We start from the raw sequence: 20,535 nt of genomic DNA on the forward strand, positions 1-20,535 counted from the left end.
CTAGCGTGAAACAGGATATGCATGATTGATGAGCCGAACCGAGGGAGAGCGAACCTGCCCGTCACCGGATGACACGCCCGCGTCGCTACTGCGAGAACAGGCTGTTGTGGACGGGTGCGAAATTGCTCTCTTGACTATCCTCGACAACGGAGTCGGTGACGGCGTTACCGTCGACGCCCGCGTCGAGGAAGTCCGCGAGCGGCGGCCCGACGTTGTCCGGTTCGACGAGGAACGCGTCGTGGCCGTGGTCGGAGTCGATGACATGGTGGGCGACGTTCGCGTCGGCCGCCCGGAGCGAGTCGGCTAACGCCTCCGCCTGCTGGGTGGTGAAGTGCCAGTCGGCGGTAAAGGACATCACCAGCGCGTCGCCGTCGAAGGCCGCCAGCGCGTCCGCATCGGACTCGAACCCGGCGGCGAGGTCGTAGTTGTCCATCGCCCGTGTCAGATAGAGGTAGCTGTTGGCGTCGAAGCGTTCGGTGAACTTCTCGGCGTTATAATCGAGATACGACTCCACGTCGCGGTACGGGAAGAACGCGCCCGCGGCGTCAGTGGGGAACGTCCGGACGGCGTCCCGGCCGGCGGCGCGGCGGCCGAAGCGCCGCTCCATCGACGCCTTTGAGAGGTACATCACGTGGCCCAGCTGGCGGGCCAGTGCAAGCCCGTCGCTGGGCGGTTCGTCGTCCTCGCCGTAGTAGTGGCCCTGATTCCAGTTCGGGTCGGTCGTGATGGCCCGGCGGGCGATGGCATCGAGCGAGAGACACTGCGTGTCTAGTCGCGCAGCGGCGGCGATAGGAACGATGCGGTCGACGTGGTCCGGGTGGCGCTTGGCCCACTCGATGACGTTCATGCCACCGACGCTGCCGCCGACGACGGCGTGGAGGTGGGGAATTCCGAGTTCGTCAAGCAGCGCGCGCTGGGCTTCGGTCCAGTCTGTGACAGTGACCGGCGGGAAGTCGGTGCCGTAGGGCTCGCCCGTCTCCGGGTTCTCGCTTTTCGGTCCAGTCGACCCGTAGCAGGAGCCGGGCACGTTCGCACAGACGACGTAGTACTCCGTGGTGTCTATGGCCTTGCCCGGGCCGACGATATCGTCCCACCAGGCGCGGGCCTGATCGGCGCTGTCGACCCGGTCGCGGCCGGCGACGTGGGCGCTGCCGGTCAGCGCGTGACAGACCAGCACCGCATTGTCGCCGTCGAACTCGCCATAGGCTTCGTAGGTGATTTCCAGATCCGGAATCGTCTCCCCGCAGTCAAACTCGAACTCGCCAAGCGAGACAGTGTTGTGTTCGACGTTCATGTGACTCGTTCGATGGCCTCGTCAATATCTGCGATGATGTCTTCTGGGTCCTCAATGCCGACGCTGAACCGGAGGAGGTCCGGGGTCACGCCGCTGGCGCGCTGTTCCGCCTCACTGAGCTGGGCGTGGGTAGTCGAGGCCGGGTGGATGACCAGCGTCTTCGCGTCGCCGATGTTCGCGAGGAACTGGGCGAGGTCCGTCTCCTCACAGAACCGTCGGCCAGCGTCGTAGCCGGCTTCCAGCCCGAAGGTGACGATGCCGCCGAACCCACCGGAGAGGTACTGCTGTGCCAGGTCGTGGGTCTCGTGGCTCTCCAGCCCGGGATAGGTGACCCAGGCGACCTCGGGGTGGTCTTCGAGGTGCTGGGCGACAGCCATCGCGTTCTCGCAGTGGCGTTCCATCCGCAGAGAGAGGGTTTCTGCGCCCTGGAGTGTCGCCCAGGCGTCGAAGGGCTTCTGGCCGTCGCCGAGCGACCGGAGCGCGCGCTGACGGGCGGCGACGGAGAAGGCGCGGTCGCCAAAGGCCTCGGAGAAGTTCTTCCCGAAGGCCTCGTTTTCGCCGCCGAGTTCCGGGAACTTTTCGGGGTACTCGTCCCAGGGAAACGAGCCGCCGTCGACGAGGACGCCGCCGACGGTCGTCCCGGAGCCGTGGATCCACTTCGTCGTCGACTCCCAGAGGAGGTCCACGCCGTGGTCGAGCGGGTTACATAGGGCCGGCGTTCCGAACGTGTTGTCGACGAAGACGGGCACACCGTGGTCGTGGGCTACCTCGGCGATTTCCTCCATCGGTGGGACGACCAGCGAGGGGTTGCCGATGGTCTCGAAGTGGACGTAGGCTGTGTTCTCGTCGATGGCCTCAGCGTAGGCGTCCGGGTCGAGCGTGTCGACGAACCGCGTCTCGATACCCCGGCGGCTGGCGGTGTTGGAGTAATAGGAGTGGGTGCCGCCGTAGATAGAGGAGGCCGTCACGATGTTGTCGCCGTTGGCCGCGAGGACGAACGTCCCGGCGTCGAGTGCGGCCATCCCCGACCCCGTCGCGACGGCGTCGACGGCGTTTTCGAGGGAGGCGATGCGGTTTTCGAGCATCCGGACGGTGGGATTGTCGAACCGCGAGTAGACGTTGCCGTCGTCATTCAGGGCGTACCGGTCGGCCGCGGTGTCGGCGTCCTCAAAGACGTACGACGAGGTCTGATAGATGGGCGGCGCGCGTGCCCCTGTGGCCGGGTCCGGCTCCTCCTGGCCGGCGTGGACACAGCGCGTCCCGAATCCGTAGTCGTCGGTCATGTGCAGTATGCATATATCTCTAGCTATCTATAACTCAGAGTTACGGCAATACTCTCTTATTGTGATAAGATAACACGGTATCGGTCCGCCGACTGGTGGACCCGAGGGAGAGGGTATTTGTCGGTGGCTGTCTACACGCCGGTATGGACCACGACACTGCCGGACGAACCAGCCGACAGATTCTCGACGCCGTCGGCAGTGCCGTCATCGCTGACGACCACTTCCTCGAAACCGTCATGACCGGGATTCTCGCCCGGGGACACGTCCTGCTCGAAGACGTGCCGGGCACGGGGAAGACGCTCACCGCCCAGTCGTTCGCGACGGCGCTTGACCTCTCCTTCAAGCGGGTGCAGTTCACGCCGGACCTGCTCCCGTCCGACATCACCGGCTCGAACGTGTTCAACGAGGCCACCGGCGAGTTCGACTTCCAGCCCGGGCCCGTCTTCGCCAACGTTGTGCTGGCCGACGAGATCAACCGCGCGCCGCCCAAGACCCAAGCCGCACTGCTCGAAGCGATGGGGGAGAAGCAGGTGACCGTCGACGGTGTGACCCACGACCTCCCCGACCCGTTCTTCGTCATCGCCACGCAGAACCCCGTCGAACAGGAGGGGACCTTCGGCCTGCCCGAGGCCCAGCGGGACCGCTTCATCGTCAAAACGTCGATGGGCTATCCCGACTTCGGCGGCGAGCGCGAACTCATCGACCGGCGGGCCGACCGCACGGCCCAAGCCCCGAGCGTCACCAGCGTCATCGACGGCGAGCGGCTGCCGGCGCTCCAGCAGACTGTCGAATCGGTCACCGTCGACGGCACGCTCCGGGACTACGTTATCGAACTCGGCCGGGCCACCCGCGAGGACGACCGCGTGGACGTCGGCGTCTCCCCGCGTGGTATTCAGCGGCTGTTCGAGGCGACCCGCGCCGCCGCGGTCCTCGATGGCCGCGACTACGCCGTCCCAGACGACGTGAAAACCGTTGTCGAGGAGGCATTCGCCCACCGGCTCGTCCTGACCGCTGACGCGGGCGTCCGCGGCGTCGACCCGGCGACCGTCGTCGACGACGTGCTGGACCGCGTCGAAGTGCCGGCCGTCAGCCCCGGCCGCTGAGACCGGGCACCGCCAGTCGGTTCCGGATTACCGCCCCAGCAGCGGCTCCGCCTCGGTCCACAGTCGCTCGAAGCGGGCCTCGAACGCCGCCGCGACCTCCGAATCGGTGATTCCGACCACGCCGAGCCTGTCGGCGGGCGAGAGCGGATCCGGAACGTCGACCGTCACCGCCGCGGCGTCGATCACGTCGAAGGAGACCCCGACCGTTGGCACCGACCGGACCGCCGCGTTGCGGTCGGCGAGCAGGTCTGGGAGCGACTCGGGAAGTACGTCGAGTACCGCCTCGCTACAGAGCAGGTCGACCCGCACGCCATCACCCACACCGTCGAGGAACGCGTCGACCTCGGTCTGGAGCGTCTCCCACGACGCGCGCTCGTACGGCGGACCGACGGTCGCCCGGACATGCTCTCGGGCGGTCCTGACGTGCCGTCTCATCGCCGCCCGCATCTCCTCGCTTCCGAGCGATCCGAGCCAGAAACTGCTGTCGACGGGCGGCGCGGGCAGGAGCTCCGCCCTGACGGACGCGGCGACGGACCGGTACCGATCGAACTCCGATGCCAGTTCGCGGGTCCGCTCCGCGAGCAGCCTGTCGACGACCGTCTCCGGGTCGACAGGGGTGTACCGCGTCGGGTCGGTCGACTGGGTCCGGACTATCCCACGGGCTTCGAGACCGTTGAGCACGTCGTAGATCCGCCCCCGGGGGACGCCGCTCGCGTCGGAGAGGTCGCTCGCGGACACCGCACCGGTCACCAGCAGCGTCCGATACGCCGTCTCCTCGTAGTTCGAGAGCCCGAGTTCGGCCAGTTCGGTCATCGTCGGGTGATCAAGCGGCCGGTACAAAGGTCCACAGGACCGGACTCGACGCGGGTGCGGTCGGCGCGAGGAGCGCCCCGATGTGGGTTTCCTGCCACCGAAAGCGCTGCCAGGGCCGCCTAGCGGCCGAAACACACCGAAAGTGGCGGGGCGTTTCAGTACGTTCATCCCCCCGCCGGCCGGCGTTCTCAGTATGAATCCATACGTGTTGCTCGGGGCCGCAATCGCCTCAGAACTGCTCGGAACGACCGCGCTCAAGCTCTCGGAAGGGTTCTCGAATCCCGTTCCCAGCCTCGGCGTCGTCCTCGGCTACGGCGCGGCGTTCTACCTCGTCTCGCTGACCCTGGAGGAGCTCCCCATCGGCGTCGTCTACGGGACGTGGGCCGCATTGGGTATCGTCGGTGTCGCGGCTATCGGAACCGTCGTGTTCGACGAACCGGTCGACCCGGTCGGCGTCGTCGGGATCGCGCTTATCGTCGCTGGCGTGTACTGCCTCAACGTCCTGTCGTCGATGGCCGCCCACTGACTCGTAGGGACTGGCGGCGGAATCCATACTTTCGCTGGGGACTCGATGCCCGGCACCCGCTCGGAGTGAGAACAACACCGACCAGCTACGTTACTCCCACTCAGCTCCGCTCGAACTCCCGTTCCCGCTTGTCCCGAGTCGCGTCCTCAACGTCCTCCAGCGTCTCCGTCTCCAGCAGCCGCTCCAGTTTCCGCTCGAACTGCTCGTCGGTCAGTTCGCCCTCGGCGTAGCGGCGGCGCAGCCGGTCGAGGGGGGCTTCGGCTTCCGCTTCGGCGTCGGTCGACGTCGCCGGCTCGTCGCGCTCGTGGGCGGTCTCATCGGCCGGTTCGTCGTCGGACTCGCCGAGCAGTATCTCGGTGAGCGGGACGACCACGACGTAGCCGACGAGCAGCGCCACGAGCCACCACTCCTGCCCGGTGAGGAGAGCAACGAGCCAGAACCCGGTGACCGCCAGCGAGGCGAGTTCCGTCGCGTTGTCTCTGGCCCGCTCCAGCGGGGACCGGTCGGTCATACTGCTGACTTGTCACCACACCACAATGGATGGTTCGGTGCGGTCCTACCGTATCGCGGCCACCAGCGCCAGCACGGCGACGAGACAGACCACGAGGCCCGCCACGGCGACCGATGGCTCGACAGCGATAGAACCCCGGGCGACGCCGGACAGCCCCAGCGTCGCCGCCGCGCCGACGCCGCCGACCGCGACGGTTCCTCCGGTGTGGACGAGTTCGGTGCGGCGCGTCGCGGCCCCGCTGCCGACCTCGTGTCCCAGCGTCGTCCCGAAGGACCCGGCGTCCCAGACGACGACGGCACCGACCAGGCCCGCAAGCACCAGCCACGTCGGCGTCGAAAGCGTCGCGGCAAAGGCGCTCGCACCGAACAGGCCGGCCGCAGCGAGCGTGACGCCGGCCGTCCGCTCGCGCAAATAACTCGTCGCCAGCGCCACCGACAACTGTCCGACGACGCCGATGAGCGAAAACAGCGCCACAACGGCCAGCGCCAGTGTGACGGTCTCGGGGCCGTACACGTCCAGTATCGGAACGAAGAGCTGTTCGACGGCCGCCGCGGCCGGCGTTGCCCGGAGCGCCGTTTCGATGGCACCGACTGCCGGCCCTGCGACCGCCACCGCGCCGAGCGTGATGACGCCGCCGCCGACGTACGGCGCGAGGACGGTCCCCACGCGGTCGGCCGAACTCTGGACCGTCCGCCGGAGGAACCAGACAGCCACCGAGACGACCGTCCCACTGAGGAACAGCCACCAGAGGAGGCCACGAAGGCCCGGCGCGGCCGTGACGGCGACAATGAAGTCGTACAGCCCGGCCGGGAGTAGTCCGGCCAGTGATTTCTGACCGAGACCCAGTTCGAACAGGCCAGCGACCGGCGCGACCAGCAGGGCGAGCCGGCCCGTCCATCGAAACGTTCGCTCGACGGCGGCGACAGCCCTGTCGACATCGGGCGCATCGCTCGTTTCCGGGACGAGTTCGGAAAGCGGCAAGGCGTCGAGTCCGCGGGCCAGCGCCGCGGCGGCGAGGGCGAGCAACAGGCTGAAAATAGCGATATGCGTTCGGCCGGGGACCGGGTCGAAAATCGGTTCCAGCACCCGAGTGAGGGCCTCGCCGGTCAGTTGCTGGACGCCCGGCGTTCCGGCGTTGGACTGCAAGAAATCGACGGCCCCCCGCGTGAACAGTACGAGGGCAACAGCGAACGGAACGGCGGTCGTCCGCACGACGACGCCACCGTAGGCCCCCACCCGCTCGGTGTCGACGACGCCGCGGGTGGCAGCGGTCGCGCCGAAGACAGCGGTCAGACAGCCGAGGACAACGATGACTTGCGACAGCAGCGTGACGACCGCCGGTCGGACGCCAGCTTGGGAAGTGACGGGGAACAGTTCGGCACCGAGCGAGACGACCGTGCCGCCAGTGGCGACGGACAGCCCGACGGCAACTGGTAGCGCAAGGACGCTGGCCAGAACAGTTCCAACCGCTTGCCAGCGGTTCCAGCCGCTCAGCCACAGCGACAGTGCCAGCAAAACACCGGTGGCCACACCGACGAGCGCGGCTCGGTCGGCGGAAACGGTTCCCAGCAGTCCTGCGACCAGCAGCCCCGTCACGCCGACGACGGTGGCGAGGCTGGTCCAAGGCATCCGGGTCGGAAGCGAGATTGTGTCGTCCATTGTTACACGCTGAACAGGTCGGCGAGCGAGGCACGGAGCGCCACGTCGATTGGGCTGTCAAGGTCCCAGTCGATGACGGTCGCGCCGGACAGCTCGGCCCGCTGGAGCCGGGCGGTGCGTTCGGTGCCGGCGACAGCCGCGCCGAGCGAGTCCCCGCGGGCCAGCGACGGACTGACGAGCGTCGTCGGGTAGTCACGAACCGCAAGCGACGACACCAGCGAAACGGGCCAGTCGTCGGCGGCCGGCGAGAAGACGACCACCTGCGCGGTCGGCGGGAGCCGAGCGAGCACCGCGAGCAGGGCCGGGTCCTCGATGGTCCCACCGTCGGCCGTCGTCACCCTCGTAGCTCCGCCCCTGAGCTGCTCTGGTTGATCGTCCTCGGACACGTCAGCGTCATCTGCCGCGTCGGTGTCCGACTGCCGAGCTGCGGCGCGGCCCACGCTGTCGAATATCTGTCTTGCGTGGGCGGCCGCGTGGCCGCCCGAGGCGTCGACCCACGCTAGCCCGTCGGGACCGAGACCACCGGGGACGTCCTCTTCAGCCAATCCGACGGCACAGACACTCGCGACGACGCTAGTCCGGGAAAGCGCGTCGAACAGGCGCTCGGCGGCGTAGGCCGACAGCTCCGCCCCCGTCGGGAATCCCGGCTCTGGCGTCACGCGGGCCGACGGCCGGGCGTCGACGACCAGTACCGTCCTGACGGCTTGTTCCTCCCGATAGTCGATAGTGGTCAGCTCGTCAGTCTTGGCGTAGCGCCGCCAGTCGATGCGGTTGACCGGGTCGCCGGGCTGGTAGCTGCGCGTCGAGTGGAACTCAAGCCCGCTTCCGCCGGTATCGGTCGGAAGTGTGCCCGCCCGCGGGAGTGTTGCGTCGGCCATCGGCACCTCAGAGACGGTGTTCGAGCACGTCAGTGTCCCGTCGCCGGCCACAGGCAGGTCAACGGTCACCTCGTCGCTGGCCGATAGCGTCCGCACCCGCACCGCGGCAGCGTCGAACGTGTAGGTCCCGCGCTTTGCCATCACAGCGTAGGACAGCGTCACGCTCTCGTTGGGCCGCAGCGACGTACAGAGCCGCGGCGACCCCTCGACGACCGCGAGTTCCTCGGGCACGCCGTCGATGACCCGCAGATCGGTCAGCGAACTGCTGCCGGTGTTCGTGAGGGTGAGTTCGACCGCGACCGGCTCACCCGGTGTCGGCTGTGCGTCGGAGACGGACCGTGCCGCTTGCAAGTCAGTTCCCGCCGGAACCCGCGAGAGCGCGCCGTAAGCGACGTAGATGAGCGGGATTGCGGTCGCCGCGAGCAACAGCGGCTCGGCGGTCAAAAGCGAGACGCTGACGAGAAACAGCGCGGCCGCGAGGCCGCCACTCCAGCGCCGGACGCGGCGATGCATCGTCAGCGCTCACCTCCTGACACCTGTGCGATAGCGTCGACCGTCCGGCGGATGCGGCGGCGGCGTTCGCTCTCCGGGTCGAGCCACAGGCGGAGTCGAGCCAGCAGCGACTGGGGCTCCGTCGATGACAGCATCGCCGCCGCGACGGCGTCGTCGGTCCACGTCCCCGCGCGTACTGCTTGGTGAGCGGACGCCTGCGAGACGCCGGCTCCGATAGCATAGGCCGTCGTCGCTGCCGCACTGAGGCGCTCGGTAACCGTGTCCATCGCCGCGTCGTCGCCAGCGACGGCGTCGTCGATGGCCGCATCGATGTCGGCGGCGAACAGCCGGCTCTCCGTCGCTGTCACGTCTTCCGGCGGGCTGTCGACGGCAACGTCGAAGGCGGTCGGTGAGCCACCGCCGAGGAGTCCACCGAGCCAGCCGGCAAGGACCGCACAAAGTCCGACGGTCAGACTGCCAGCGAGGAGGATGGTTGTCGGGGCAACACTCCCGAACACGGCGACCAGCGACTCGCCGGCGGCCGTCGGCGCGAAAACAAGGGAGACCGCGACGGCGGTCGCCAGCAGCCCCACCGTTCCGAAGACAACCGTTCGCAGGCGCATCAGGGCCGCTCCTCCGTCACGTCGTCAGTGTCGTCGGTCGCGCTGGACTGCTGCCCGGCAGCCGTCTCGATGTGCCGTATCGCGTCCTCAACGGCGGCCACGTGCTCCTGTGGGTCCCGCTGGCCGTACTCGACCGCCCGGAAGGCGTCCCGAACCGTCCGTACCGCGGCCGGCGGGAGGCCGTCCCGTTCGATAGCGTGGGTCGCGATTTCTCCGGGCGTCCGCGTCCAGTACCGCCGGAGTGAGACGTGGGTTAGGAATCGCGTCCACGCTTCGCGGATGGTGACGCGGGCCGCGGGCGTTCCGTTGTCCCCGTTTGATTCAGTCGTGGAGACAGCTGCCACCGCATCGCTGGCTGCGTCTTCGGCCGCTGCAAGGCGGTCAGTGACCCACGCTCGCAGCGCGTCGAGCAGCGCCGCCGGCGACCGGTGACCGGCGAGCAAGTCACGGAGTGCCGTGACAGTGAGTTCAAGTCGCGTTCGGAAGCGACCCAGCAGGTCATCGGCCACCACCGCGATGCCGACGAGCGCCCCGACGGCGAGTTCACGTGCGGCCCGAACCCAGCCCCATAGCGTCCCCGGCGTGACATTCCGCCGCCGAGCGCCGACGACCGTCCCGGCGAGGAGAACACCGAGACCCAGCACGACGCCTGCGGCGTTGACGAACAGGCCACCGACGGTCGTTGTGGCCGTCTGCCCGTACTTCGAGACGGAAATTTCGGCGCTTGCCGCGAGCGGGAGACCGACCGTCGCCTGACCGGCCGCGCCGGTCCGTGCTGTCGGCTCCCCGCCGACGGTAACGGTTGCGTTCGTGACCGGGTCCCCACCCATCGTCGCGTTCACCGTCTGGCCAGCGACGGGGAGGGCCAGCGGGAGCGACGGCGACGTTGCCACGGAAAGCCGTTCAAGCACCACAGTCGTGTTACCGCTGACAGCGTCCCGCTCGACGGCAATCGAGACGTTGCCAGGCTCGGTTGGAAGCGTGACCGGTGCCCGCCCATGCCGGTCCGTCGTCGCCGCCTGTTCGCCATTGAGCAAGACATCGCCGTCCCGCACTGGCACGCCGTCGACAGTCGCAGTGACGGTCACCTTGCCGCCGGTGACCTGTTCGCCAGTGATGCTCACCGACGCGGTCGTGTTCAGTTCGTAGCTCGCGTTCGTCAACTGCTGGGTCTGTGGGCCGGTAACGGCGAAGGCACGAATACTGTCACGGGGGACCGACGGAGCGACGAGTGAGTCCGCGTCGCCGACTGCATCAATGGTAATCGTCAGTTCGTCTTCGTAGGGCACCGTCCCGGAAACGGTGCCGGCCGGGCCCGTCATTCCGACCGGCTCACCGTTGAACGAGACCGTCACGCCCTCCACCGGTGCGCCGTCGCGGGTCACTGTCGCGGCCACCGCCGCGCCTGGCGTCGCCGTCCGGTTGAGTTCGATGACGAACTCGCCGGACTGCGAGACCGTCTGTCCGTCGCCCGAGTCGCCGGTGCCGTCACTCTCATCAGTCCCGTCCGTACCCGTCTCAGTGCCCTCGGTTCCGTCGCTCTCTGACTCCTGTCCAGTCCCATCAGTCGGAGCTTCGGTCTGTGGCTCGTCCGTCGGCGTCCCGACGGCGAACTCCTCGTCGGGGCTTCCGGACTCCGCGGCGCTGTAGTCCTGACTGCTGTTTTGCATCGCCTGCTGTTCGGACGCAAGGCGCTCCTGTCCCGGCGTTGGGTCGAACTTCACCCAGCCGACGCCCTCAAAGTACACCTCGACCCACGCGTGGGCGTTCATGCCGCGAACGGTGTACTGGTTCTGTCCGGTCTGCTCACCGGTCGAGTAGCCGACGACGTAGCGCGCCGGGATGTCCTGACTCCGCAGCATCACCACCATCGACGTGGCGAAGTACTCGCAATACCCCTCGTCCATCTCGAAGATGAACTCCGAGGCCACGTCGTCCTCGGGTGGCTGGCTGACGTTCAGCGAGTAGTTCTTGTTTGCCTCTAGCCACTGCTCGATGGTCGTCGCCGTCTCGTAGGGCGAATCACTGTCCTCGGTCAGCCGGTCGGTGAACGGCCCCACCTGCGCCGAGGTCGACGCCGGCACGCCCGTGTAGCGTGATTCGATGGCCTCAGGGTAGTTGCGGCCACTCGTCCGCAGCACCGCCGGATCGTCGGGGGGTGTCACGCTGGTCGCGCTGTAAGTCGTTCCGGCAGGGAGCGGTCGCTCGGACGTGACCGCGCCGTACTCGGTGACCATTACGTCGTCTTGGGACACCGATTTCGGCCGCCAGACGGTCGGTAGCGACGTGGCGGACTTGGCCAGTTGCACCTCGTAATCGACCGTCGAGTCAGCCATCCCGTCGACCGCCATCGGTCCCTCGTAGGCTTGCGGGTCCGCGCGTCCGTCCCAGCCCGTGCCGGTGTAGGTCTCATATGCGCCAGTCCGCCAGTACGCCGGTTCCGAACTCGTGACGGTGAAATGCGGCTCCGTGTCCTGTGACTGGTACGGGCTGTCGCCGCTGTCGCCACTATCGAGCGAGCCGCCGACATCGGTCTGGCTGCCCGGGTTCAGCGCGCCGAGTTGGCCGCCGCTGCCGCCGGTCGAGGTGCCCCCTGCTGACCCGAAGGGGTTCTCCTGTGGAAGGGGAATAAGGGACTCCATCGGGCTCTGTGCCCCACCGGGTGCCAGAATCGGGAGCGTCGCCGTCGCCAGCACCACGGCAACGACACAGACAGCAGTGAGCAGGACCCGGAGGTAGTCCCGGTCTGCCGATACGTCGTCAAACGGCGAGTCGTCGGAGACCACGTCGGATTGTCGTACTGTCCCGTCGCTGTCGGCATAAATCTGCTGTCAGCGGCGGGGGCGGTGAGGCCTGACGTCGCGTTCTGTCGTCTGGAGCGCCACGTCGACAGCAAATAGACACCCCAGAGATTCACTAGTCGGCGTTAGATAGGCCGGACAGTTCAGGTATGAACGAGTACGTACGGGTCAGACTGCTATTATAAGCGGTTATTGCGAGCGGCCGGGCAGCCGTACGTGAATGACTGCTGACACAAGTGGAGCTGGTACTGGGTCACGACGGTCGGGCTGGCAGGCGTCACGTCGGTCCGTGCTGTCGAGTATCGGTGCTGCAGCGGGTATCGGGCTATTCAGCGGAACCGGGCAGGCACAGACAGGGGCTGGACTGTCGGGGGCAGGAGCGCTGTACCTCGTTACGACGGGAGCCAGCCAGTCGAACGGCAACGGCAGCGGAAACGGGACGGAGTATCTAGTACTTGATAGCGGCGGCAGCGTCGCGTTCTCGACCGACGGTACTGCCGATGAGGCGTTCCAGTATGCCTTCGACAACGTGCCAGACAGCGGCGGGGCCGTTGTCGCTAGCGCCGACACCTTCCGCTTTGGCGGCCCGGCGACAATGGGCGACAACACCGCAGTGACCGGACAACAGGGAACCCGGTTCGTCGTCTCGCAGACGGGAACGGCTGAGGACCCAGCGCCGTCTGAATCACAGTCGAACCCGCTGCCCGCCGGCCACGACCTCATTCGCGTGCGCGGTGACAATGCTTCGGTCACTAACATCAAGTTCGACGCCGACGGGACGCAACTGAACAATCAGGCTATTCAGGCCGATCAGTGCGACGGCGTTTACATCGCCCGCAACCGGACGGTGAACGGCTTCCAGATGGCGCTGTCGTTCACGCGATGTACGGGTGTAACAGTCGAACACAACGAGATCGTCGGCCCGAACTGGTACGGTATCACCAGCCGGGCCGCACCGACCGGCAGCGACCGCGACCTCCGGCAGTCAAGCGACGTGGTCATCGCCGGCAACCGCGTTGTCGGCGTGAAATTCAACAACATCGCCCCGTACAACGTCGCGAACTTCGCCGTCATTGGCAACGTCGCCGTTGACGGCGGCCACAGCCTCATCGCCTGCTCGCCGGCCCAGCGCGGAACTATTGTCGGAAACGTCTGTCGGGACCTGACGGAGTTCGCACCCGACCCTGGCGGCGAGGCAGGCATCGAAATCGAGTACAAGGAGACCCACCTCCGGGACGAGGTAGCCGGGACCTCCGAAGCCCGGTCGTCCGACATCACTATTTCGGGGAATCAGGTCGACAACTGTCCGGTTGGCATCCTCGCTCGAACAGTACCGGCAGATGCGGACGACACTGACGCACGGGCCGAGGAGCGACCGTTCAGTTTCACGATTACTGGCAACACGGTCAGCGACGCGTCGGCGGCCGGCATCCGACTCCGGTCGGGCGATGCGGGCGTGGTCGCAACGAACACGGTTCGGAACGCCGGGACTGCGGTCGACATCAACGAGGAGTTCACCGCGGGCATCGAGCAAGGCCTGAACGTGACCCGGTAACGGCGGTTCGAGAGGGGTTGTAAGATATAAACCGCCGGCACGTAAACGACATAGCAATGACTGACGACGAGGAGACGGTCCAGTGCTGGCTGGTCGAACGCTCCAGTTACGGCGACGAGCGCATGGTAACGCTCATTTACGCGCCCCCGGACGGCGACCGCCATCTGACCAAGCAGCTCTCGCCGAACCTGCTCAGGCGCAAGCGGATTACAGCGGCTATTGAGGTCGAACCCGACCGGCTCGAACCCGTGAACGACGAAGACACACAGGAGCGGTACGCGACGGAGGCCCAGCGGATGGCCGAGCGCCACGACCCCGGCGCCGAAGTGTAAGCGACCGTTTCGACAGCCACGGCCCGTCTATCTAGTTTTTTGATTGATAACTGGAACACGAAAGACTATACACGCGGCCGTCACAAACCCGCCGTATGGCAGCGATAGAACTGGATGGCGTCACCAAGCAGTTCGGGAGTCTCACCGCGCTGCAAGGGGTCGACCTCACCGTCGAGGAGGGCGAAATCTTCGGCTTCCTCGGCCCAAACGGGGCCGGGAAGTCGACGACAATCAACATCCTCCTTGATTTCGTCCGCGCGACCGACGGGTCAGCGACGGTGCTCGGCCACGACATCCACGAAGAACCGAAGCGAATTCGTGCCCGCACTGGAGTCCTCCCCGAAGGCTACGACGTGTACGACCGGCTCACCGGTCGCCAACACCTCTCATTTGTGATCGAATCGAAAGACGCCGACGAAGACCCCGACGAACTGGCCGAGCGGGTCGGCATTGCCGACGCTATCGACCGCAAGGCCGGCGGCTACTCCAAGGGGATGCAACAGCGCCTCGTCCTGGCGATGGCACTCGTCGGCGAGCCAGACCTCCTCATCCTCGACGAGCCGACGACCGGGCTGGACCCGAACGGAGCCCGCCTGATGCGGGAGCTCATCCGCGAAGAGAACGAACGCGGCGCAACCGTCTTCTTCTCCAGCCACATCCTCGGCCAGGTCGAGGCCGTCTGTGACACGGTCGGGATCCTCCAGAACGGCCGTCTTATCGCCAAAGACAGCGTCGCCGGGCTGCGCGAGGCCGCCGCCGGTGACACCGTCCTCCGCGTGACGCTGGGCGACGGCGACGGCGCTGACGCCGCAGTCGCGGCTATTGAGAGGCTCGACGAGGTCTCGACAGTGACCGCGGATGGAACAACGCTCACCGTCGGCTGTGATAGCGACGCAAAGATGGGCGTCCTCAACGCTGTCGAGGAAAGCGGAAGCGAGGTCGCCAACTTCGAGACAGAGGAAGCCTCGCTCGATGAAGTGTTCGCCGCCTACACCGAACAGCAAGAACAGGAGCAGCCGGAGGTCGACGCATGAGCGCCGAGCAGAACCCCGTCAAGCGTCTCCTCGGCGATATCGATACGAGCATCAAGAACTCCGAGTTCGCCGACTGGTACCCGATCTCGAAAAAGGAGTTCCGCGATACGGTCCGCTCGCCGTGGATCTGGGTGCTCTCGTTTATTTTCATCGTCCTCTTCGCGCTACCGGCACTGCTTGGCCTGTATTTCAACATCGGCCAGCAGTTCGCTGAGGCTGGCGCGTCGCTGACAACGGACGCCTACGTCCGGTTCGCACTGCCGATCGCAGCGCCGCTGCTTCCTGCGGTCGCCATCGTCATCGGCTACGCTGCAATTGCCCGGGAAAGCGAGCGCGGCTCCCTGAAGATACTGCTCTCGCTCCCGTACACACGCGGTGAACTGCTCGCCGGCAAGTTCGTCGGCCGGAGCGCGATCACGCTCATTCCGGTCACAGTCGGGCTCCTGACGACCCTGCTCGTGATACTCCCGTCGGAGATCGAAATTGCGTGGGAGTCGTTCCTGCTGTTCGCGCTCGCCACGATGGCGTACGGAGTCGTGTTCACGGCGTTCGCGATCGGCCTCTCGGCGGCGCTGAAGACCGCTCGCCGGGCGATGGCAGCGTCGCTCGGGATTTACGTCTATCTGCAGGTGTTCTGGTCGAACCTCGGGGCGGGCCTCGGGAATCTGCTGTCGGACCACGCGAACATTGGGCAGGTGACCCAGCTCCATGTCGAACTGTTCGTTTCACTCCTGAGCCCCATCGCGGCGTACCGCACGCTCGTTCAGGAAGTCTTGCAGGGGACGCCGATCCGCTCCCGGCTTCTCCTGACGTCGAACCCGCAGGTGACGTGTGAGGAAATGCTGGGTGGGACACTCGAAATAACACAGACCGGTGCCGAGTGTGCCAACGCCGCCTTGCCGCCCCAGTACAGCACTGTCGCGGTTATCGGCTACCTCCTGCTGTGGCTGGTCGTCCCGCTGGTGGCCGGCTACTACGTCTTCGAGAACAAGGACCTGTAACGGTCGTCGCTGTCGGCGGTCTCTTCTGACAACGCTTTGCAGCCATAACGAACGGCGATAGCAACAGTCGGAACGGTACCAAACCGATTGCCTGCCGACGGCGACCGGACGCGTGTTGGTTCACAACGGCTCCGACAGGAGTGTCGTAGCACCACAACGGACTCGTCACTCGGGAAACTCGACACCGGTGATTTCGAACCGAGCGCCCCCGTCCTCGCTGTCGGTGACGTGGATCTCCCAGCCATGGACCTCGGCGATCTGTCTGGCGATCCGGAGCCCGAAGCCGGTCCCGTCCTCGGCGGTCGAGTAGCCCGCCTCAAACACCGTCTCGCGCTCGTCGGCGGGGATACCCGGGCCGTCGTCGGACACGTAGAACCCCGTTCCGTCGTCGAGGAGCCCGACCGAAACGGTTACCCCCGGACCACCGTGCTCAATCGCATTCCCGAAGAGGTTCTCGAACAGGCCCGACAGTCGGTCGCTGTCGGCCTCGGCGATCCACTTCCGGTTCTCGTCGGTCGCATACCGTAGCTCGGCGGCTTCGTCGCCGTCCGCAACGATCGTCCATGCGGCGTCGATCGTCTCGCGGAGATCGACGGGCTCTGTCACCCCGATATCGACACCCTCACGGGCCAGCCTGAGGACGTTGTCGGCGATATCGTTCATCCGCTGGAGCGCGTTATCGAGCGAGTCTAGGTGCTCACTGTCACACTCCTCGCGAGCGAGCATGAGTCGGCTGCGAGCCACCTGTAACGGGTTTTGAAGATCATGAGAGACGACACCAGCAAACTCTTCGAGGCGCTCGTTTTGCCGAGCTAACTCCCGTTTTTGCTCCGTCAGATCCGTGATGTCTCGAAAGGTCCACAGCCGGCCGAACCGCGTCCCGTCCTCGGCGACAACGGGTGCCGTATAGCGGTCGAACACGCGACCGTCGGCGAGTTCGAGTTCGTCTCTGGCGGACATTTCGGGGTGCTCATACAGTGCCTCGACATCCACGCGAAACGCCTCCGGTTCGGCGACTTGCTCCATTGCCCACTCCAGGGCGACTTCCTCGTCGCCACGTTCGACAATATCCCGCGGGATGTCCCACATATCGACGAACCGCTCGTTGTAAGAAACGATGGTCTCGTCTTCGTCGACGACGAGTATCCCGTCGATCACCGCCTCTTGCTGTGCTTTGAGAACCGACCGCTGTCTGGCTATTTTCATCTCGTGTTCCCGCTGCTCGGTCACTTCGCGGGTGACACCGACCACGCCCTCGACCGTCCCGTCGATCACAAGGGGCGTGAGCCGGTACTCCAGCACCTCGTACCCGTGCCCGGGGAACTCGCCGCTCACCTCCCCACGGAGTTCGTCGCGTTCACCGTCGATTAAGTCCTGGTATGGGCCTCCCTCGTACTCGCTTCGGATCTTCGGCAGGAGGCTACTCGGTTTCCCTTCCAGTTCGTCTCTGGTCGTTCCGTAGAACGAGGCTAGATACTGATTGACGAGTTCGAACCGCCCCGCCGTGTCGTAGATGCAGGCCGATTCCGGCATCGTGTTTACCATCCGCTTGTATCGCTCCAGTTTGCGCTCTCGCTCCCGGAGGTCGGTGATGTCCATGACGAACCCTTCCAGTGCGTCCGGTTCGTCCGCTGCCCCCGGCACTCGGTGTCCGTGTTCCCACATCCACTTCTCGATGCCGTCGGCAGTGATAATCCGATAGGTCACCTCGAACTCACCCTGGGCCGCGAGCGCGTCCTGTACCGTCTCCCAGATCCGGTCGCGGTCCTCCGGATGGAGCACGTCGTCGCCCCAGACTACCTCCCCAGTTTCGAAGTCCGCAGCCGTGTAGCCGGTGAGTGATTCGATCTCGCCCTCGACGGTTTCCATCGGCCAGCCCGGTGCGTTGAGACAGCGATAGACCATTCCCGGAAGGCTGCTGATGAGCGACTCCAATCGCCGGGTTCGCTCGTCAAGCTCTTGCCGGGACCTGCTTGCGTCGACGGCGTTGCAGATCCGGTTCGCGAGCAGTTTGTACTGCTCGGTGCCCGAACCCTTTTGGAGGTAGTCGGTCACGCCAGCAGAGATCGCGTCGCTCGCGATCTCCTCGGAGCCTTTCCCGGTATAGAGGATGAACGGGAGGTCACCCTGGTCCTCACGAACGGCTTCGAGGAACTCGATTCCGTTCTGGTCCGGCATGTCGTAGTCCGAGACGATACAGTCGAAGCGCTCCACGGAGAGTCGCTCCATCGCCGCATCGACATTCGTCGCGGTCTCGACACACAATCGGTCGTCCTCGTGTTCGAGCACCGTCGCCGTCACGTCCACGAGGTCCGAGTTGTCGTCGACGTGAAGAACGCGGACTGTCTCACCGGCGAAGTCCATAGTCTTCCAAGAACCATAGAAATACGCGAACAAAATAGATAGGGTCAACAACGGACACAGACACGAAACGGATGGTAGGTGACTGGTCGGTTTGAGCGTCTCCAAACGCTATCGCTACGGCCGACGGCGGCTCACTCGGGACCGGTCGACCCGCCTCTCACAGCACACCAGCGTCGTCCAGCAGGTCTTCGAACTCCGCTTCGTTGAGCGTTGCCACGTCGTTTTCTGCGGCGTCGTCCTGTTTTCGCTGACCGGGATTGTCACCGAGCACCAGATAGTCCGTGTTGCCGGAGACGCTGCTGGTCGCCGACCCGCCGTTGCGCTCGATCAGTTCCTGCGCGTCGCCGCGGGTGTAGCCGTCGAGTGATCCAGTGAAGACGAACGTCTGGCCATCCAGCGCGTCGCCGCCCGTTTCCTCGGCGGCCTGTGGCTCGACGTGGTCGAGCAAGCGGTCAATGACGGCGCGGTTCCCCTCGCCCTCGAAGAACTCCACGATGGAGCGGGCAACTGTCTGACCTACGTCGGGCACGGCCTCGAAGGAATCGGTGTCGCCCTCGTCGGCAGCGTCGAGTATCGCCTCGAACGTGCCGAACTCCTGTGCGAGGTTTCGCGCCGTGACAGTCCCGACTTCGGGGATACCCAGCGCGACGAGGAAGTCCGCGAGCGGTGGCTCCCGAGCGCCGTCCATCCCTTCGACGAGGTTCCGCGCGCTGGTCTCGCCCCAGCCCTCCAAGTCGGTGAGATCCTCGACGGTGAGTTCGTACAGGTCCGCGGGGTCCGAGACGAGGTCGGCATCGAGGAGTTGCTGGACAGCCTTCTCGCCGACGCCCTCGATATCCAGCGCGTCGCGGCTGGCGTAGTGCTCGACGCTGCGCTCGCGCTGGGCGGGGCAGGTGAGGCCGCCGGTGCAGAACGCCATCGGGCCGTCGTGCTCGACGGGGCTGTCACAGGCTGGACAGGTCTCGGGGAACTCGAAGTGGCCATTGCCGTCGTCGTCGAGCACTTCGACGACATCCGGGATGACGTCGCCGGCTCGCTTGATGCGGACGCGGTCACCCACGTCGACGCCGAGGTCGGCGATGAGCGACGGGTTATGTAGCGAGGCACGCGAGACGGTGACGCCACCGACCTCGACGGGGTCCATGAGCGCGACTGGGGTGAGCCGACCGGTCCGGCCAACCTGCACGACGATGTCCCGCACCGTCGTCTCCTCCTTGCGGGCCGGGAACTTGTATGCGAAGGCCCACCGTGGGGCGCGGGCGGTCGACCCGAGTTCGTCGCAGGCGTCCATGTCGTCGACCTTGATGACGACGCCGTCGATTTCGTAATCGAGGTCGTCACGGGCCTGCTGCTGCTCGTTCCGGTAGTTGATGGCGGCGGCGATATCGTCGACGACAGCGGTCCGGTCACAGACCCGGAGTCCCCACTCAGGGAACCGCTCGTGCAGCTCGCTGTGGCTCGCGAAGTCGACCGAGGCGTCAAGGACGCCAAAGAAAAATATTGACAGCGGGCGCTCTGCGGTCACCGACGGGTCGAGCTGGCGGAGCGTCCCGGCGGCGGCGTTGCGGGGGTTCGCAAAGGGGTCCTCGCCGCGCTCGACGCGCTCGCGGTTGAACGCCGTGAAGGCGTCCCGTGGGATGTACACCTCGCCCCGGACAGCCAGAAAGTCGGGGTAGTCACCGCGAAGTCGCTGGGGGACGCTGGAGATGGTCCGGACGTTCTCGGTCACGTCCTCGCCGACCTCGCCGTCGCCACGGGTCGCGGCCCGCTGATAGACGCCGTCCTCGTAGACGATTTCGACGGAGAGGCCATCGAACTTCGGCTCGCAGAAGTACTGAACGGCGCCGGTTCCCAGGCCGTCGCGAACCCGCTCGTCGAACTCCCGTACGTCCGCTTCCTCGCCGCCCTGGTCGATAGAGCCCATCCGGGCGACGTGTTCGACATCGGGGAGTTCGTCCAGTGGCTCGCCACCGACGCGCTGGGTCGGACTGCCGTCAGTGTCAAGATCGAACGCCGATTCAAGTCGCTGAAGCCGGGCAAACAGCGCGTCGTAGGCCCGGTCGCCGATGACCGGGTCGTTCTCGACGTAGTACCGGTAGTCGTGATAGCGGAGCGCCTCGCGCAACTGGTCGGCTTGCTCGCGGGCCGTCGCTTCGTCGAGAGTTGTTGTATCCTCGAACTCGGTCGGTGGTCCCTCGACATAGGGGTTGTCCGCAAGATCAGCGTCGTCGGCTACAGCCATTACAGTCCGTTCTGGGTGCCGACC

The 20,535-nt window shown here is 66.1% G+C and carries 16 protein-coding genes; 6 read left to right on the forward strand and 10 right to left on the reverse strand.

Features of this window, described 5'->3' with window-relative positions; genetic code table 11:
• Window positions 1-85: 85 nt before the first annotated feature.
• Both metX and AV059_RS06000 read right to left on the reverse strand, forming a co-directional pair.
• On the reverse strand, window positions 86-1,294 hold the full coding sequence (gene metX, locus AV059_RS05995) for a homoserine O-acetyltransferase (protein WP_058993040.1): 1,209 nt from the start codon (window positions 1,292-1,294) through the stop codon (window positions 86-88).
• Complete coding sequence (locus AV059_RS06000) at window positions 1,291-2,577, reverse strand: O-acetylhomoserine aminocarboxypropyltransferase/cysteine synthase family protein (RefSeq protein WP_058993042.1); 1,287 nt, start codon at window positions 2,575-2,577, stop codon at window positions 1,291-1,293. The genes metX and AV059_RS06000 overlap by 4 nt, the downstream gene beginning before the upstream one ends.
• Window positions 2,578-2,720: 143 nt before the next feature.
• On the opposite strand from AV059_RS06000, the gene AV059_RS06005 reads away from it, so the two are divergent.
• Complete coding sequence (locus AV059_RS06005; RefSeq protein ID WP_058993044.1) at window positions 2,721-3,680, forward strand: MoxR family ATPase; 960 nt, start codon at window positions 2,721-2,723, stop codon at window positions 3,678-3,680.
• Window positions 3,681-3,707: 27 nt separating this feature from the next.
• Here the strand turns inward: AV059_RS06005 and AV059_RS06010 are convergent, their stop codons facing one another.
• Complete coding sequence (locus tag AV059_RS06010) at window positions 3,708-4,493, reverse strand: TrmB family transcriptional regulator (RefSeq protein WP_058993046.1); 786 nt, start codon at window positions 4,491-4,493, stop codon at window positions 3,708-3,710.
• A 193-nt stretch (window positions 4,494-4,686) separates the two neighbouring features.
• Here AV059_RS06010 and AV059_RS06015 point away from each other — a divergent pair, with 193 nt between their 5' ends.
• The gene (locus AV059_RS06015; protein ID WP_058993047.1) at window positions 4,687-5,019 is read left to right on the forward strand and encodes a multidrug efflux SMR transporter; all 333 of its coding nucleotides are present in this window, start codon (window positions 4,687-4,689) and stop codon (window positions 5,017-5,019) included.
• A 100-nt stretch (window positions 5,020-5,119) separates the two neighbouring features.
• Here the strand turns inward: AV059_RS06015 and AV059_RS06020 are convergent, their stop codons facing one another.
• From AV059_RS06020 to AV059_RS06040, 5 genes are read right to left on the reverse strand one after another with little or no spacing between them, the layout of a single operon-like run.
• Complete coding sequence (locus tag AV059_RS06020) at window positions 5,120-5,530, reverse strand: SHOCT domain-containing protein (RefSeq protein WP_058993049.1); 411 nt, start codon at window positions 5,528-5,530, stop codon at window positions 5,120-5,122.
• A gap of 45 nt (window positions 5,531-5,575) precedes the next feature.
• Window positions 5,576-7,189: a hypothetical protein gene (locus AV059_RS06025; RefSeq protein ID WP_058993051.1), complete on the reverse strand. Its 1,614-nt coding sequence runs from the start codon at window positions 7,187-7,189 to the stop codon at window positions 5,576-5,578.
• A 2-nt stretch (window positions 7,190-7,191) separates the two neighbouring features.
• Window positions 7,192-8,580 carry a DUF58 domain-containing protein gene (locus AV059_RS06030; protein ID WP_058993053.1) on the reverse strand — a complete coding sequence of 463 codons (1,389 nt, stop codon included), beginning with the start codon at window positions 8,578-8,580 and terminating at the stop codon, window positions 7,192-7,194.
• A 2-nt stretch (window positions 8,581-8,582) separates the two neighbouring features.
• Window positions 8,583-9,182, reverse strand: a complete 600-nt coding sequence (locus AV059_RS06035) for a hypothetical protein (RefSeq protein ID WP_058993055.1) — start codon at window positions 9,180-9,182, stop codon at window positions 8,583-8,585.
• Complete coding sequence (locus AV059_RS06040; RefSeq protein ID WP_058993056.1) at window positions 9,182-11,968, reverse strand: transglutaminaseTgpA domain-containing protein; 2,787 nt, start codon at window positions 11,966-11,968, stop codon at window positions 9,182-9,184. Before AV059_RS06040 ends, AV059_RS06035 begins: the two co-directional genes overlap by 1 nt.
• 235 nt (window positions 11,969-12,203) lie before the next feature.
• Between AV059_RS06040 and AV059_RS06045 the strand changes: the two genes are divergently transcribed.
• From AV059_RS06045 to AV059_RS06060, 4 genes are all read left to right on the forward strand, one after another.
• The gene (locus AV059_RS06045) at window positions 12,204-13,538 is read left to right on the forward strand and encodes a right-handed parallel beta-helix repeat-containing protein (protein WP_058993058.1); all 1,335 of its coding nucleotides are present in this window, start codon (window positions 12,204-12,206) and stop codon (window positions 13,536-13,538) included.
• 56 nt (window positions 13,539-13,594) lie between these two features.
• Complete coding sequence (locus tag AV059_RS06050) at window positions 13,595-13,870, forward strand: hypothetical protein (RefSeq protein ID WP_058993060.1); 276 nt, start codon at window positions 13,595-13,597, stop codon at window positions 13,868-13,870.
• A gap of 95 nt (window positions 13,871-13,965) precedes the next feature.
• Window positions 13,966-14,904 carry an ABC transporter ATP-binding protein gene (locus AV059_RS06055; RefSeq protein WP_058993062.1) on the forward strand — a complete coding sequence of 313 codons (939 nt, stop codon included), beginning with the start codon at window positions 13,966-13,968 and terminating at the stop codon, window positions 14,902-14,904.
• Window positions 14,901-15,905, forward strand: a complete 1,005-nt coding sequence (locus AV059_RS06060; protein ID WP_058993064.1) for an ABC transporter permease — start codon at window positions 14,901-14,903, stop codon at window positions 15,903-15,905. Before AV059_RS06055 ends, AV059_RS06060 begins: the two co-directional genes overlap by 4 nt.
• 165 nt (window positions 15,906-16,070) lie before the next feature.
• Here the strand turns inward: AV059_RS06060 and AV059_RS06065 are convergent, their stop codons facing one another.
• Window positions 16,071-18,269 (reverse strand): response regulator, encoded by a 2,199-nt coding sequence (locus AV059_RS06065; RefSeq protein ID WP_058993066.1) that lies wholly within the window; start codon window positions 18,267-18,269, stop codon window positions 16,071-16,073.
• A 157-nt stretch (window positions 18,270-18,426) separates the two neighbouring features.
• Window positions 18,427-20,511, reverse strand: coding sequence for an NAD-dependent DNA ligase LigA (gene ligA / locus AV059_RS06070; RefSeq protein WP_058993068.1), 2,085 nt, complete (start codon window positions 20,509-20,511; stop codon window positions 18,427-18,429).
• Window positions 20,512-20,535 lie beyond the last annotated feature (24 nt).

It is taken from the genome of Haloarcula sp. CBA1127, assembly GCF_001485575.1.
Taxonomy (GTDB): Archaea; Halobacteriota; Halobacteria; order Halobacteriales; family Haloarculaceae; genus Haloarcula.

Excerpts from the sequence above, each read along its gene's own strand:
- AV059_RS06020 (WP_058993049.1), bottom strand. The coding sequence starts at position 5,530 with ATGACCGACCGGTCCCCGCTGGAGCGGGCCAGAGACAACGCGACGGAA.
- AV059_RS06015 (WP_058993047.1), top strand. The coding sequence starts at position 4,687 with ATGAATCCATACGTGTTGCTCGGGGCCGCAATCGCCTCAGAACTGCTC.
- AV059_RS06005 (WP_058993044.1), top strand. The coding sequence starts at position 2,721 with ATGGACCACGACACTGCCGGACGAACCAGCCGACAGATTCTCGACGCC.
- metX (WP_058993040.1), bottom strand. The coding sequence starts at position 1,294 with ATGAACGTCGAACACAACACTGTCTCGCTTGGCGAGTTCGAGTTTGAC.
- AV059_RS06060 (WP_058993064.1), top strand. The coding sequence starts at position 14,901 with ATGAGCGCCGAGCAGAACCCCGTCAAGCGTCTCCTCGGCGATATCGAT.
- AV059_RS06050 (WP_058993060.1), top strand. The coding sequence starts at position 13,595 with ATGACTGACGACGAGGAGACGGTCCAGTGCTGGCTGGTCGAACGCTCC.
- AV059_RS06010 (WP_058993046.1), bottom strand. The coding sequence starts at position 4,493 with ATGACCGAACTGGCCGAACTCGGGCTCTCGAACTACGAGGAGACGGCG.
- AV059_RS06025 (WP_058993051.1), bottom strand. The coding sequence starts at position 7,189 with ATGGACGACACAATCTCGCTTCCGACCCGGATGCCTTGGACCAGCCTC.
- AV059_RS06065 (WP_058993066.1), bottom strand. The coding sequence starts at position 18,269 with ATGGACTTCGCCGGTGAGACAGTCCGCGTTCTTCACGTCGACGACAAC.
- AV059_RS06030 (WP_058993053.1), bottom strand. The coding sequence starts at position 8,580 with ATGCATCGCCGCGTCCGGCGCTGGAGTGGCGGCCTCGCGGCCGCGCTG.
- AV059_RS06055 (WP_058993062.1), top strand. The coding sequence starts at position 13,966 with ATGGCAGCGATAGAACTGGATGGCGTCACCAAGCAGTTCGGGAGTCTC.
- AV059_RS06000 (WP_058993042.1), bottom strand. The coding sequence starts at position 2,577 with ATGACCGACGACTACGGATTCGGGACGCGCTGTGTCCACGCCGGCCAG.
- AV059_RS06035 (WP_058993055.1), bottom strand. The coding sequence starts at position 9,182 with ATGCGCCTGCGAACGGTTGTCTTCGGAACGGTGGGGCTGCTGGCGACC.
- AV059_RS06045 (WP_058993058.1), top strand. The coding sequence starts at position 12,204 with ATGACTGCTGACACAAGTGGAGCTGGTACTGGGTCACGACGGTCGGGC.
- ligA (WP_058993068.1), bottom strand. The coding sequence starts at position 20,511 with ATGGCTGTAGCCGACGACGCTGATCTTGCGGACAACCCCTATGTCGAG.